Source organism: Paractinoplanes toevensis (assembly GCF_018332695.1).
GTDB classification, from domain to species: Bacteria; Actinomycetota; Actinomycetes; order Mycobacteriales; family Micromonosporaceae; genus Actinoplanes; species Actinoplanes toevensis.
In genome coordinates, this window is sequence record NZ_BOQN01000002.1 from 87,010 (window position 1) to 100,969 (window position 13,960).

General features: G+C 71.0%; 12 protein-coding genes and 1 riboswitch. Of the genes, 9 read left to right on the forward strand and 3 right to left on the reverse strand.

All coding sequences use genetic code 11. From position 1 onward, the window contains the following. Both Ato02nite_RS01065 and Ato02nite_RS01070 read left to right on the forward strand, forming a co-directional pair. The gene (locus Ato02nite_RS01065; RefSeq protein ID WP_213004400.1) at window positions 1-1,263 is read left to right on the forward strand and encodes a cation:proton antiporter; all 1,263 of its coding nucleotides are present in this window, start codon (window positions 1-3) and stop codon (window positions 1,261-1,263) included. After that, the gene (locus tag Ato02nite_RS01070) at window positions 1,242-2,879 is read left to right on the forward strand and encodes an NAD(P)/FAD-dependent oxidoreductase (protein WP_213004401.1); all 1,638 of its coding nucleotides are present in this window, start codon (window positions 1,242-1,244) and stop codon (window positions 2,877-2,879) included. Before Ato02nite_RS01065 ends, Ato02nite_RS01070 begins: the two co-directional genes overlap by 22 nt. A 109-nt stretch (window positions 2,880-2,988) precedes the next feature. Here the strand turns inward: Ato02nite_RS01070 and Ato02nite_RS01075 are convergent, their stop codons facing one another. Then, window positions 2,989-3,498, reverse strand: a complete 510-nt coding sequence (locus tag Ato02nite_RS01075; protein WP_213004402.1) for a hypothetical protein — start codon at window positions 3,496-3,498, stop codon at window positions 2,989-2,991. A 112-nt stretch (window positions 3,499-3,610) separates the two neighbouring features. On the opposite strand from Ato02nite_RS01075, the gene Ato02nite_RS01080 reads away from it, so the two are divergent. From Ato02nite_RS01080 to Ato02nite_RS01090, 3 genes are all read left to right on the forward strand, one after another. Further along, on the forward strand, window positions 3,611-4,390 hold the full coding sequence (locus tag Ato02nite_RS01080; RefSeq protein ID WP_213004403.1) for a sulfite exporter TauE/SafE family protein: 780 nt from the start codon (window positions 3,611-3,613) through the stop codon (window positions 4,388-4,390). 62 nt (window positions 4,391-4,452) lie between these two features. After that, window positions 4,453-4,658: riboswitch (cobalamin riboswitch) on the forward strand. Between the two features lie 89 nt (window positions 4,659-4,747). Continuing rightward, a complete protein-coding gene (locus Ato02nite_RS01085; protein ID WP_213004404.1) occupies window positions 4,748-7,081 on the forward strand; it encodes a ribonucleoside-diphosphate reductase subunit alpha in 2,334 nt (777 codons plus the stop codon). Further along, window positions 7,081-8,076 (forward strand): ribonucleotide-diphosphate reductase subunit beta, encoded by a 996-nt coding sequence (locus tag Ato02nite_RS01090; RefSeq protein WP_213004405.1) that lies wholly within the window; start codon window positions 7,081-7,083, stop codon window positions 8,074-8,076. The genes Ato02nite_RS01085 and Ato02nite_RS01090 overlap by 1 nt, the downstream gene beginning before the upstream one ends. A 60-nt stretch (window positions 8,077-8,136) precedes the next feature. Here Ato02nite_RS01090 and Ato02nite_RS01095 read toward each other — a convergent pair whose 3' ends face one another. Together Ato02nite_RS01095 and Ato02nite_RS01100 are read right to left on the reverse strand one after the other, a co-directional pair. Further along, on the reverse strand, window positions 8,137-8,649 hold the full coding sequence (locus tag Ato02nite_RS01095; protein ID WP_213004406.1) for a ricin-type beta-trefoil lectin domain protein: 513 nt from the start codon (window positions 8,647-8,649) through the stop codon (window positions 8,137-8,139). Window positions 8,650-8,806: 157 nt separating this feature from the next. Continuing rightward, entirely contained in the window at window positions 8,807-9,349 is a 543-nt protein-coding gene (locus Ato02nite_RS01100) for a sigma-70 family RNA polymerase sigma factor (protein WP_213004407.1), read from the reverse strand. Between the two features lie 88 nt (window positions 9,350-9,437). Here Ato02nite_RS01100 and Ato02nite_RS01105 point away from each other — a divergent pair, with 88 nt between their 5' ends. From Ato02nite_RS01105 to Ato02nite_RS01120, 4 genes are all read left to right on the forward strand, one after another. Continuing rightward, a complete protein-coding gene (locus tag Ato02nite_RS01105; RefSeq protein ID WP_213004408.1) occupies window positions 9,438-11,423 on the forward strand; it encodes a bifunctional copper resistance protein CopD/cytochrome c oxidase assembly protein in 1,986 nt (661 codons plus the stop codon). A gap of 81 nt (window positions 11,424-11,504) precedes the next feature. Further along, window positions 11,505-12,047: a copper chaperone PCu(A)C gene (locus Ato02nite_RS01110; RefSeq protein ID WP_213004409.1), complete on the forward strand. Its 543-nt coding sequence runs from the start codon at window positions 11,505-11,507 to the stop codon at window positions 12,045-12,047. Then, a complete protein-coding gene (locus Ato02nite_RS01115) occupies window positions 12,044-13,237 on the forward strand; it encodes a Dyp-type peroxidase (protein ID WP_213004410.1) in 1,194 nt (397 codons plus the stop codon). Before Ato02nite_RS01110 ends, Ato02nite_RS01115 begins: the two co-directional genes overlap by 4 nt. Window positions 13,238-13,275: 38 nt before the next feature. After that, window positions 13,276-13,839: a copper resistance CopC family protein gene (locus Ato02nite_RS01120; protein WP_438873002.1), complete on the forward strand. Its 564-nt coding sequence runs from the start codon at window positions 13,276-13,278 to the stop codon at window positions 13,837-13,839. The last annotated feature ends 121 nt before the right edge of the window (window positions 13,840-13,960 follow it).

Consider the following 13,960-nt stretch of genomic DNA (forward strand, 5'->3'; position numbering starts at 1 on the left):
GTGACCAGCGAGGTGCTGTCGCACGTACTGCTGAGTCTGGCCTTTGTCGTGGCCCTGGCCCGCCTCGGCGGGTTCCTCTTCGAACGGGCCGGGCAACCGCCGGTGGTCGGCGAGATCGTGGCCGGCATCTGCGCCGGGCCGTCGCTGCTCGGCCTGTTCGCGCCGCAGGTCAGCGATCTGCTGCTGCCGGACGACGCGAAGCCCTACCTGACCATGCTCGCCCAGCTCGGCCTGGTCATCTTCATGCTGGTGGTCGGCCTCGAGGTGGAGACCGCGACGCTGGGCCGGCGGGCCGGCACCGTCGGGGCGGTCGCACTGGGCGCGACCCTGCTGCCGTTCCTGCTCGGCCTGCTGCTCGCGGTGGTCATCTGGCCGTGGTACGAGGTGCCGGCCGGCCGCACGCCGTTCCTGCTGTTCGTCGGGGTGGCGGTGGCGATCACCGCGTTCCCGGTGCTGGCCCGCATCCTGCGGGACCGGGGCATGTCCGGCACCCGGATGGCCGGCATCGCCCTGGCCTGCGCCGCGTTGATCGACGTGGCGGCGTGGCTGGCCCTGGCGGCCGTGGTCGCGCTGGCCGGCCAGGGCAGCCACCGGCCGTGGGTGATGCTGGCCCTGGTCGCCGCGTTCGTCCTGATCATGCTGCTGGTGGTGCGGCCCGCGCTGGCCACCCTGCAACGGCGTGGCGCCCTCGACCGCATCTCGCCCCGGGCCCTGCTGATCGCGGTGCTGGTGGCCGCGGTGCTGGCCGCCTGGTTCACCGAGAGCATCGGCCTGCACAGCATCTTCGGCCCGTTCATCCTCGGCCTCGCCCTGCCCCGGGTCGAGTCCGTCATCGACCTGATCACCACCCGGGCCGCCGACCTGAGCAGCGGGCTGCTGCTGCCCGCCTTCTTCGTGGTGGCCGGCATGGGCGTCGACGTCGCCGCGATGGGGTGGCGGGACACCGCGGTGCTGGTCGCGGCGGTGGCGGTCTCGATGATCGGCAAGATCGCCGGGGCGGCCGGGCCGGCCCGCCTCACCGGCATGGACGGCCGCGACTCGCTGACCCTCGGCGTGCTGCTGAGCACCCGCGGCCTGACCGAGCTCGTCGTGCTCAGCGTGGGCGCGGCCGCCGGCCTGCTCACCACCACGCTCTACACCGTTCTGGTGATCAATGCGGTGCTCACCACCCTGGCGACCGGCCCGCTGCTCTCGCGGATAGAGCGAAAGGGCAGGCAAACTGTGAACCGGAAGGATCAATCATGGACACCCGCGTCGACGTAACCGTCCTCGGCAGCGGCATCGGTGGCAGCACCGTGGCCGCCATCCTCGCGAAGCTCGGAGTCTCGGTGGCCATCGTGGACGCGGCGAAACACCCGCGGTTCGCCCTGGGCGAGTCCACCATCGGCGAGACCTCGTTCCTGCTGCGCCTGCTGGCCGCCCGTTACGACGTACCGGAGCTGGCCCACGTGTCGACCAGCGGCGGCATCGCCGAGCACGCCAGCCGCCGGTGCGGCATCAAGACCAACTTCGGCTTCGTGTACCACACCGCGGGCGTCGACCACGATCCGTTCGAGGTCACCCAGTGCAGCGTCTCCGAGGGCCCGTACGGCCCGGAGTCGCACCTGATGCGCGCCGACATCGACCAGTACCTCTTCGAGGCCTGCAAGAAATATGGCGCGATCGCGCGCGAGGGCGTTCGCGTCCGGTCGGTCGACATCGGGGCGGACGAGGCCGTCGTCGTGCTCGACAGCGGCGAGACCTTCCGCAGCGACTACGTCATCGACGCCACCGGGCGCACCTCGGTGCTGGCCGACGCGTTCGGGCTGCGCGAGGAGCCGTGCCGGTTCGAGACCAACTCACGGACCATCTTCACGCACATGCGCGGCGTCGTGCCGTACGACTCGGTGGAGGAGTCCAGCGGCCAGCCCAACCTCTGGCACGAGGGCACCCTGCACCACCTGTTCGACGGCGGCTGGCTCTGGGTCATCCCGTTCGACAACCGCGAGGGCAGCGAGTCCGACCTGGTCAGCGTCGGCCTCAGCCTGGACGTCGACAAGTTCCCCAAGCCCGAGGGCGTCACCCCGGAGCAGGAGTGGACCGATTTCCTCGACCGGTTCCCGGCGATCGCCCGGCAGTTCAAGGGGGCCACGTCGGCGTTCCGCTGGATCTCCACCGGCCGCACCCAGTTCTCCTCGTCGCGCACGGTCGGCGACCGGTGGGTGCTGATGAGCCACGCGGCCGGGGCGATCGACGCCCTGTTCAGCCGGGGCATGGCGAACACCATGGCGGTCATCGAGGCGTTCGTGCCGCGGTTCCTGGCGGCCCGGGCGGACGGCGACTACTCGGCCGCCCGCTTCGACTACATCGAGACGCTCAACCAGAACATCCTCGACAACAACGACAAGCTGATCGCCGGGTCGTACATCGCGTTCCGCGACTTCGACCTGTGGCGGGCCTGGTCGAAGATGTGGTATTTGGCGTGGAACCTGGGCGTGATCCGGGTAGCCGGCACCTACTACCAGTACCTGGAAACCAACGAGCCGGCGCTGCTGGAGCGGCTGCACCAGGGCGCCGTGCCCGGCTCGTTCTGCCCCGACCTGCCCAGCGCCCAGGAGCAGTTCGAGGCGTGCTTCGAGGTCATGCTGCGGGTCAAGCGGGGTGAGCTGTCGCCCACCGACGCCGTGCCGGAGCTGGCCTGGATCCTCGGCGACGGCGAGGCGTCACCGTCCCCGCTGAACCTGCACGACGTGCTGCGCCGCTGGCACGACGGGTCGATGGAGACCCAGCGGCTCATCTACCAGTGGGGCCGCACCGCGGCGCCGGAGCCACTGCGCCCGTACTTCAACTACGACCGGGCCACCATCGCCAAGGCCGCCGAATTGGTCCGCACTGCCTGACCTTTTTTCGTACGCGGGCGGGAGCAGTCCCCGCCGCACGGTTTCGGCCGGGCGGAACTCACCCTCCGCGCGCCCGCTGCGGGCGGGCCCGCCACTGAAGGGTCGTGGGTCAGCGGGCCGAGGCGGTGCGCGCGGCGATCATCTGGGCGCCGGTCAGGCTGCGGACCCGGACCGCCACGCCGGGGCGGGACCGGCGCCGGAAACCGTCGGCGTCGCCACCGACCCGGGCGGCGGTGACCACCGCGGCCGCGTCGACCGCCACATCGTCGGAGGTCGTGGGCCGGGACAGATCCGGATGGCGGGCCTCCCACGCCTCCCGGACCCGCTGCGGCAGGTGCAGGCTGCGCCAGAGCCGGCGCAGCACGCCCGGGTTGAGCAGGTCGTTGACCTCGCAGCAGTCGGCGGCCTGGCACAGCACGGTCTGGTAGGCGGTGCGCTGCTCGGCCGGGTCGTCGAGGTTGAACCGGCGCCGGCTCCGGCGCCCGGTGATCATGTGATGCGGCACCTCGAGGAGACCCACGCTGTGGCCGTGCAGGTCGGCGAGTTGAGCGGGAACGACGGGGGCACGGTCGGCGGCGCTCCGGCGCCGCCGACCGTCTCTTGCGGCAACGTACGACATACGGCCAGGCTAGGCGCGCGGGGGTGCGCCGGACCCGGGGTCACACGTTCTGGTAGCCATCGCGCCTCGAGTGACGAACCGGCCGGTTGGGTCAGGTGGGCATAATCGTCGGGTGACGTGGCAGACCGGTGCGGCCGGGTTCGTCGTCGGCCTGCTGATCTCGCTGATCACCACGCCGGCCGGGGTGTCCGGCGCGGTCTTCCTGCTGCCGGTGCAGCTCAGCCTGCTGCACGTGCCCAGCCCCGCGGTCACCCCGACCAACCTGCTCTTCAACGTCGTCTCCGGGCCGGGTGCCCTGATCCGCTACCGGCGGTCCGGCCAATTGACCGGGCCGCTGACCCGGCTGCTGCTGGCCGGCACCCTGCCGGGCATCGTGCTCGGCGCCTGCCTGCGGGTGTTCGCGGTGCCCGGCCCGCGGGTCTTCCGGCTGATCGTCGCCGTGGTCCTGCTCCCGCTCGGGCTCTGGCTGATCGTCCGAGCGCTGCGTCCCGGCATTCCCGATCGCCGGCCGCTGTCCCGGCGGGCGACCCTCGTGCTGGGCGTCGCTGTCGGCACCGTGGGCGGCATCTACGGCATCGGCGGCGGCTCGCTGCTCGGCCCGATCCTGGCCGGCCGCGGCGTCCCGATGGCGACCATCGCGCCGGCCGCGCTGGCCTGCACCTTCCTGAACTCCATCGCCGGCGCGGTCACCTACGGCTTGCTCGCCCTGACCACCGGCGGCGACATCGCCCCACACTGGACACTCGGGCTGCTCTGCGGCGCCGGTGGCCTCCTGGGCGGTTACCTCGGGGCCCGGCTGCAACCGCGCCTGCCCGAGCGGGCCCTCCGACTGCTGCTCGGCGGCCTGGCCACCGCGCTCGCCGCGCTGTATCTGACCCAGGCGGCCCGGTAACCGGGGATCACCGACACGCCGACACGATATCTAGTGGTTTCCATTCAGACCCGTACCCATATATGGTGTTGATCGCAGCTGGTTCGACCGCCGGAAGGCGGCCGAGGCAACAGGGAACCCGGTGTGATTCCGGGACTGCCCCGCAGCGGTAAGTGGGAACGACCGCCGTCATGAAGCACTGGGCTCCGCGGAGCCTGGGAAGCGACGGCCAGTAGGAACGAGTGCGACGCCCGCGAGTCCGAAGACCTGCCAGCGCGCCGCGTGCCGACCGGTGCGCGGCGGTCGAAGGCCGCGTGGGACGGCCGACGCCGTCAGTTGGCGTCCTCCTGCGCGCTTTCCCAGTGGCGAGGGGGACACATGACGGTGACACAGTCCGTGCCGGAGCAGCGTCGGCACGTGATGCAGGTGCGCAAGCGCGACGGCGATCTGGAGATCGTCGACGTCAACAAGATCGTGAAGGCCGTCGAGCGGTGGGTGGACGACCTCGACGAGGTGGACCCGCTCCGGGTGGCGACCAGGACGATCAGCGGGCTCTACGACGGCGCTACCACGTCCGAGCTGGACAAACTCTCGATCCAGACATCGGCCGAGCTGATCGGCGAGGAGCCGCAATACTCGAGGCTGGCGGCCCGGCTGCTCGCCGCGTACGTCGAGAAGGAGGTCCGCCAGCAGGGCGTGGCGTCCTTCAGCCAGTCCATCCGCTACGCCCACCAGCAGGGACTGATCGGCGACGACACGGCCGCTTTCGTGGCGCGCAACGCCCGCAAGCTGGATGACGCCGTCGACCCCAACGGGGACAAGAGGTTCGAATACTTCGGGCTGCGTACCGTCGCCGACCGCTACCTGCTGCGGCACCCGCAGTCCCGGCTGGTCGTGGAGACACCGCAGTACTGGCTGCTGCGGGTCGCCTGTGGACTGAGCGAGACGCCGGCCGAGGCGATCGGCTTCTACCGGCTCATGTCGTCGCTCGCCTATCTGCCCAGCTCACCGACCCTGTTCAACTCGGGCACCCGGCACACCCAGATGTCGTCGTGCTTCCTGGTCGACTCGCCCCGGGACGAGCTGGACTCGATCTACGAGCGTTACCACCAGGTCGCGAAGCTGTCCAAGTTCTCCGGCGGCATCGGCATCTCGTGGTCGCGGATCCGGGGACGGGGAGCCCTGATCCGCGGCACCAACGGCAAGTCCAACGGCATCGTCCCGTTCCTGAAGACGCTCGACGCGGGCGTCGCCGCGGTCAACCAGGGCGGCCGGCGCAAGGGCGCGGCCTGCGTCTACCTGGAGCCGTGGCACCCGGACATCGAGGAGTTCCTGGAGCTGCGGGACAACACCGGCGAGGACTCCCGGCGCACCCACAACCTCAACCTGGCCAACTGGATCCCGGACGAGTTCATGCGCCGGGTCGAGGCCGACGGCGACTGGTCGCTGATCGACCCGTCGGACGCACCGGACCTGCCCGACCTCTACGGCGACGCGTTCGACGAGGCCTACCGCCGGGCCGAGAAGAAGGCCGTCAAAACCGTCAAGGCCCGCGACCTGTACGGGCGGATGATGCGCACCCTGGCGCAGACCGGCAACGGCTGGATGACGTTCAAGGACCCGTCGAACCGGCTGTCCAACCAGACCGGCGCGCCCGGCAACACCATCCACCTGTCGAACCTGTGCACCGAGATCCTCGAGGTCAACTCGGACGAGGAGACGGCCGTCTGCAACCTCGGGTCGATCAACCTCGGCGCGCACGTCACCGCGGACGGCGGCGTGGACTGGGCGAAGCTGCGCGAGACGGTCCGCACCGCGGTCGTCTTCCTGGACCGGGTGATCGACATCAACTACTACCCGTCGGCGCAGGCGGCGGCCTCGAATCCGCGGTGGCGCCCGGTCGGGCTCGGGCTGATGGGCCTGCAGGACGCGTTCTTCACGCTGGGGCTGCCGTTCGACTCGGCCGAGGCGAAAGAACTGTCCACCCGCGTACAGGAAGAGATCTTCCTGACCGCGCTGGAGAGCTCGGTGCGGCTGGCGGAGCAGTTCGGCCCGCACCCGGCCTTTGCCGAGACCCGGGCGGCCGGCGGCGACCTGCACCACGAGTTGTGGGGCGCGACCGCGGAGCAGACCGAGCGGTGGGCGGCGCTGCGTAAGAGCCTGGAGATCCACGGCCTCCGGAATTCGCTGCTGATCGCCATCGCGCCGACCGCGACCATCGCGTCCATCGCCGGTTGCTACGAGTGCATCGAGCCGCAGGTGTCCAACCTGTTCAAGCGCGAGACGATGTCCGGCGAATTTATCCAGATCAACACCTATCTGGTACGGGAGTTGAAGGCGCGCGGCCTGTGGACCGCACCGGTCCGCGAGCAGATCAAGCGCGCGGAGGGTTCCGTGCAGGGCATCGCCGAACTGCCCGCCGAGGTTCGCGAGGTGTTCCGCACCGCCTGGGAACTGCCGCAGAAAGCGCTGATCGATCTGGCCGCCGCCCGCGCGCCGTACATCGACCAGTCCCAGTCGCTGAACCTGTTCCTGAGCGCACCCACCATCGGCAAGCTCTCCTCGATGTACCTGTACGCCTGGAAGGCCGGCCTGAAGACGACCTACTACCTGCGTTCGCGCCCCGCGACACGTATCCAGCAGGCAACGGTGCCGATCGAGGCGGTCACCTGTTCCCTGGAGAACCCCGAATCCTGTGAGGCCTGCCAGTAATGCTGCTCGATCCCGGAATGGACCTGACCCTGCGGCCGATGAAGTACCCGCACTTCTTCGACCGCTACAAGGACGCGATCAAGAACACCTGGACGGTCGAGGAGGTCGATCTGCACTCCGACCTGGCCGACCTGAACCGGCTCTCGCCGGCCGAGCGGCACCTGGTGTCGCGGCTCGTCGCGTTCTTCGCCACCGGCGACACGATCGTCGCGAACAACCTGGTGCTCAATCTCTATCAGCACGTGAACTCGCCGGAGGGCCGGCTCTACCTCTCCCGGCAACTGTTCGAGGAGGCCGTGCACGTCCAGTTCTATCTGAACCTGCTGGACACCTACGTGCCCGATCTCGACGAGCGGGCGGCGGCGTTCTCGGCGGTCGACAACATTCCGTCGATCGCCGGTAAGGCCGAGTTCTGCTTCAAGTGGATCGACTCGCTGTTCGAGGTGCGGCTGCTGAAGACGCGGGAGGATCGGCGGGCCTTCCTGCTCAACCTGATCTGCTTCGCGGCGTGCATCGAGGGGCTGTTCTTCTACGGCGCCTTCGCGTACGTCTACTTCCTGCGTTCCCGCGGCCTGCTGCACGGCCTGGCGAGCGGCACCAACTGGGTGTTCCGCGACGAGTCGATGCACATGGCGTTCGCCTTCGACGTGGTCGACCAGGTGCGCAAGGAGGAACCGGACCTGTTCGACGCCGACCTGGAACAGCAGGTCCGGGACATGCTCGCGGAAGCCGTCGAGTGCGAGGTGCAGTTCGCCGCCGACCTGCTCGACCAGGGCGTCTCCGGAATGTCCCTGGCCGACATGCGGGAGTACCTGCAACACGTCGCCGACCGCCGGCTGGCCGTGCTCGGCATCGAGCCGATGTACCACAGCAAGAACCCGTTCGCCTTCATGGAGTTGCAGGACGTCCAGGAGCTGTCCAACTTCTTCGAACGCCGTGTCTCGGCGTACCAGATGGGGGTGACCGGAACGGTGAGTTTCGACGACGACTTCTGACCGCCGGGACAACAGGTGGTCCGGCAGCACGGGCAACCCCGCGCCGCCGGACCGCCGGGCTCAGCCCCAGCGCTGCCGGTTGTTGCCCGTGTCGCAGGGCTCCATCCGGACGTACGCCGGGTTGCCGTTGGCCTGGAGGCACAGGTGCAGTCCCTGGTGAACCCAGGCACCCCAGCTCTTGAACACGTAGAAGGTTCCGCCGTTGTGCGAGACCGGGTACACCTCCCAGTTCTCGTAGTGACTGCTGCAGGCGCTCGAGTAGGCGGTTCCGCCGGCGGTCGAGGCATGGCTGCTGATGCACTGGTTGGTCAGGTAGCTCTGGAGCTTGATGATCGAGTGTCCGGACGGGCTCTTCCCGGCGCCGAGCGAGTGCCAGCGCTGGTAGTTGTAGCAGCCGGCGAGGCACGTCTCGGACAGCAGGATGGTGCCGGGCCGGTTCGCGTTGATGGAACCGAAGTAGTAAGCGTCCGTGTAGAGGGCGCCGTACGGCGGCGGGTCGTCCGCCTGAGCCGGCGCGGCGAAACCCGCGACCATGGCGACCATCAGCAGCGCGAAAGCCATTGCTTTCCGCACGCGCCATCGAACCTTGAATGACATAGCAGTCCTCCCCGTGAGGGACCTCGCTCGAGGCCCGAAGGAAAGCTATATCGAAGATCGTCAAATGGGTGGCCCCGCTTCCACCTATCCGACAAGACGGACATGACGGTTTCCCTCGACAGACAGCGAGCCGTCAACCGGCGTTGCGGGACTCCTGGACGCGCATGGCGGCCACCAGGTCCTCGCGGGCCCGGGCTATCCGGGACCGGATGGTGCCGACCGGGCAGTCGCAGATCTCGGCCGCCTCGGCGTACGACAGGCCGGCCACCTGGGTCAGCAGGAACGCCTCCCGGCGGTCCGGGGCGAGGCCGCGGATCAGGTCGGTCAGGGCGTGCTGCTCCTCGAAACGGGACGACGCCGACGACGGCACCTCCGCGTCCGGCAAGGGCGCCGTGCGGGGGCGGCGGGTCGCGTACCGGACGTGGTCGGCCGCGACCCGGCGGGCGATCGCGAACAGCCAGGTGCGCACCGACGAGCGGCCGGCGAAGCGTGGCAGCGCGCCCACCGCCCGCAGATAGGTCTCCTGGGCGAGATCCTCCACCTCGGCCGGCGACGTCAGCGGGGACAGGAAACGCTGGACGTCCCGCTGGGTGAGCCGGATCAGGTCGGTGAGCGCGTCCCGGTCACCACGCCCGGCCGCGTACGCCAAGGCGGCCAGGGGGTCGGCGTCGGTCACGCCCGGAGGTACGCGGCGGCGAGCGGAAAAGTTCACCCCCGGGAACCACCGGGCCGCGCGGACCGACTTGGGCAGGGTGCGTGCTGCGATGAAAGCGCCGTCGCTGGTGACGGCGGCTACGGGTACGGGTGTCGCGGTCCTCGTCGGGGGACTGCTGTTCGGCGGGGCGGTGGATGACGCCGTGCTGCCGGGGATACCCGAGCCCGGTGCCCTCACCGAGTGGGCCCTGCCGGTCCTGACCATGCTGGCCGACGTGCTCGGTGTGCTCACCGCCGGGATCACCGTCACCGCGGCGTTCCTGCTGCCGGGGGACGGCCGCAGCGTGGCCGCGCACGGGTGGCGGCTGCTGCGCCGCACCACCTGGCTGGCGCTGCTGTGGGCCGCGACCAGCCTCGTCCTGGTTGCGTTCGCCGTCTCCGACCTGCTGGGGATGCCGGTCGCGAGGCTGGGCCGGGAACCGCTGCTGAGCTTCGCGTTCTCGGTCAACCAGGGGCAGGCCTTGGTGCTGCAGGCCGGGCTCGCCCTCGCGGTGGCCGTCCTCAGCCGGGCCGGGCCGGGGCGGGGCACGGCCGCGGTCACCGCGGGGCTCGCGATGGTGGCGCTGCTGCCGCCGGCCTTCACCGGGCACGCGGCCGGGGCCGGCAACCATCAGATCGCGGTGAGCAGCCTCGCGGTGCACGTGCTCGCGGCGTCGCTGTGGCTGGGCGGGCTGGCCGGGCTGTTGCTGGTGCGCCGGCATCGCCGGTTCGCCGACACCGCCGACCGCTACAGCCGTCTCGCGCTGGCCTGCTTCGTGGCCACGGCGGTGAGCGGGGTGGTCAACGCGGCGGTGCGGCTGGGTGCCTGGCCGGCGCTGTGGAGCACCCGCTACGGCACCCTCGTACTCCTCAAGGTCTTTGCCCTGGTCCTGGTCGGGGTGATCGGGGCCGCGCACCGCGGCCGCACCCTGCCCGGCCTGCGCGCCGGCCGGCCCCGGGCATTCCTCCGGCTGGCCGCCGGTGAGCTGCTCGTTCTCGGTGCCGCGGTCGGGCTCGCGGTGGCGCTGTCGCGCAGCCCCACCCCGCCGGCCGCCGCCACGCCGGATCCGCTGGTGGAACTGCTGGGCTTCGGGCAGCCCGGTCCGCCGACCGCCGCCCGGATGGTCGGCGATCCGCTCCCGGACCTGTTCCTGCTCACCGCGGTCGCGGTCGGGATCGCCGCCTACCTCGCCGGGGTGGTGCGGATGCGCCGCGCCGGGCACGACTGGCCGGTCGCCCGCACCGCGTCCTGGGTGGGCGGGCTGCTGTTGCTCGGCGCGATCACCGGGCTCGGCGTGGCCCGGTACGCGTACGTGCTGTTCAGCGTGCACATGGTGCAGCACATGGTGTTGTCGATGGTGGTGCCGATCCTGCTGGTCGGCGGCGCGCCCGTGACGCTCGCGTTGCGGGCGCTGCGCCGGCCGGCCGATCCGCAGGTGCGCGGGGCGCGCGAGTGGCTGCTGGTGGTGCTGCACAGCCGGGGGCTGCGCCTGATCGGCAATCCGCTCGTCGCGCTCGGGATCTACGTCGTGAGCCTGTACGGGCTGTACCTGGGTGGGCTGCTCGGCACTCTGATGCGCTACCACCTCGGGCACCTGGCCATGCTGGTCCACTTCGTCCTCGCCGGCTACCTCCTGTTCTGGGTGCTCATCGGCGCCGACCCGGGCCGCCGCCGGGTCCATCCGGCCCTGCTGACGGTCGTGCACTTCCTGGCCATGGCGGCGCACGCGTTCTTCGGGTTCGTGCTGCTGCAGTCGACGACCGTCATCGCCGCCGACTGGTACCCGGCCGTGCACCCGGCCTGGGCCTCGTCCCTGCTGGCGGATCAGCGGCTCGGCGCCGGCCTGGCGTGGGCGCTCGGCGAGCTGCCGGCCGCCGTGGTGATGCTGGTGCTGGTGCGCCAGTGGATCCGCTCCGACGAGCGCGAGCAGGCCCGCCTGGACCGGGCGGCCGACCGCGCCGACGCGACCGGCGAGGACGACGAGTTGGCCCGCTACAACGCCTTCCTGGCCGCGGCGGCCACCGACGAAGCCCGGGAACCCGGACGGCCGTCTTGACGACTATCGAAAAGGAGCGGGAACTTTTCGGCGACTCCGCGGGACCAATGAACTGAAGGTCCGGCTATAGAAGTGGATGTCATGAAAAATACGCTTACTCGTCTCGCGGCCACGGCCGGGCTCCTGGTCACCCTCGGTCTGGCCGGCTGCGGCGACGATTCCGCCGCCGGGAGTACGCCGAGTCCCGCACCCTCCCCCGCCGCCGCCCTGACCATCCGCGACCCGTGGGTCAAGGCGGCACCGGCCGGCACCATGACGGCGGCGTTCGGGGTGCTGGTCAACGACACGGGCGCCGACATCACGGTCGCGGCGGCCGAGTCGCCGGCCTCACCGATGGAGCTGCACGAGATGACCATGAAGGACGGCAAGATGGTCATGCAGCCCAAGGAGGGCGGCTTCGTGATCAAGGCGAACGGCACGCACGAGCTCTCCCCCGGCGGCGACCACCTGATGCTGATGAACCCGGCCCGGGCCATCGAGGCCGGCGACGAGGTCAGCTTCACCCTGAAACTGGGCGACGGCACGACCGTACCGTTCACCGCGATCGCCAAGCCGTACGCCGGCGCGGGCGAGAGCTACGACCCCGGCATGTCGATGGCACCGATGGGCAGCGCCGCGCCATGACCGCCCGCCCTTCCCCGGTGAGCCGGCGGCGCCTGCTCACCGGGGCCGCGGTGGCCGGCCTCGGCGCCGCGGCCGGCGCCGGCACGGTCGCGGCAACCGGCCAGGAGACGCCGGTTCCGGTCGCGGTCACCCAACCCCAAACCTTCCCGACGGGTACGGCTGCCGTCGCGTTCCACGGCCCGAGGCAGGCCGGGGTGGCCGAGGATCCGCCGGCGCACGCCGCGTTCGTGGCGTTCACCCTGGCCGCCGGCACCGACCGGCGCGCCCTCGGTCGGATGCTGCGGTTGCTCTCCGACGACGCGGCCCGGCTCACCCAGGGCGAGCCGGCGCTCGGCGACACCGACGCCACCCTGGCCGCGCTGCCGGCCCGGCTGACCGTGACGTTCGGGTTCGGGCCGGGCCTGTACCGCGCCGCCGGCCGGCCGGCGCCCATCGCCGACCTGCCGAAGTTCCGCATCGACCGGCTCGAGCGCCGCTGGTCCGGCGGCGACCTGCTGCTGCAGATCTGCGCCGACGACCCGCTGACGGTCGCACACACCCAGCGAATGCTGATCAAGGACGCCCGCCCGTTCGCCGCGATCCGCTGGGTGCAGCAAGGTTTCCGGCGCAGCCCCGGCGTCCAGGCACCCGACCACACTCAGCGCAACGTGCTGGGCCAACTGGACGGCACCGCCAACCCGCGCGGCCCCGAGATCGACCCGGCGGTGTGGAACGAGGACGGCTCCACCACGCTGGTGGTGCGGCGGATCCGCGCCGAGATCGAGAAGTGGGACATGCTGTCGGTCTCGGACAAGGAGAACGCGGTAGGCCGCCGCCTGACGTCAGGTGCGCCCCTGAGCGGCCACGAGGAGCACGACAAGCCCGACTTCACCACAGTGGACCAGTCGGGCCTGCCGGCCATGCCGGACTTCTCCCACGTAACCCGCGCCCGCGTGGAAGACCCCACCCAGAAGATCCTGCGCCGCCCGTACAACTACGACGACGCACCCAACGCCGCCGGCCTCCCCGACGCGGGCCTGATCTTCGCCTCCTACCAACGGGACATAGCCCGCCAGTACGTCCCCATCCAGCAACGCCTAGCCGACAAGGACCTGCTGAACGAATGGATCACACCGATCGGCTCCGCCGTGTTCGCCATCCCGCCCGGCTGCACCGAGGGCAGCTGGATCGGCGCCGGCCTGTTGTCATAGCCGCAGCGGGCCGGCCGGTGTCCGGTGTCCGGAGAGCACTGGTGGCCGTGGTGGCGCTGGTGGTCGTGCTGCTGCCGGGCGCCCCGGCGTGGGCACACACCGCGCTGGTCTCATCGGTGCCGGCCAAGGACGCCGCCCTGACCAAGGCGCCCACCGCCGTCGCGCTGACCTTCAGCCAGCGCCTCAACCCGGACTTCACCACCATCGTCGTCAGCAACGCGGCGAGGCAACGGATCCCGGCCGCTCCCCCGGCCATCGATCGGGCGACCGGCACGCTGACGCTGAGCGAGGCGCTGACCAACGGCACCTACACGGTCGCCTACCGCGTGGTGTCCACAGACGGCCACACGGTGCAGGGCGCCTACACCTTCACCGTCGCCGACCCCGCCCAGCCGTCCGCCCCAGCCACCCTCTCCCCCACCGCCGAGCCGGCGACATCGGCAGCGGCCGCCCCACCGCCGCCCGACTCCACCGCCGGCGGCATGCCGACCGGGTTACTGATCGGCCTGGGCTCCGCCGGCCTACTCCTGGCGGCCGCCGCGCTCTACCTGTACATCTCCGGCAGGCGCCGCACCACAATCCACAGCGAGTCAGCCGCCTGACAGCCAGGCCGGCCCACCACCCACCCACGACCGCGGCCGGCCCGGCAGCGACCCGGCCCGGCCACCCCGCGCTCAGACCTCCCGCCGCCCCGCCCCGCCGCGCCGCGCCGCGCCCCGCCCC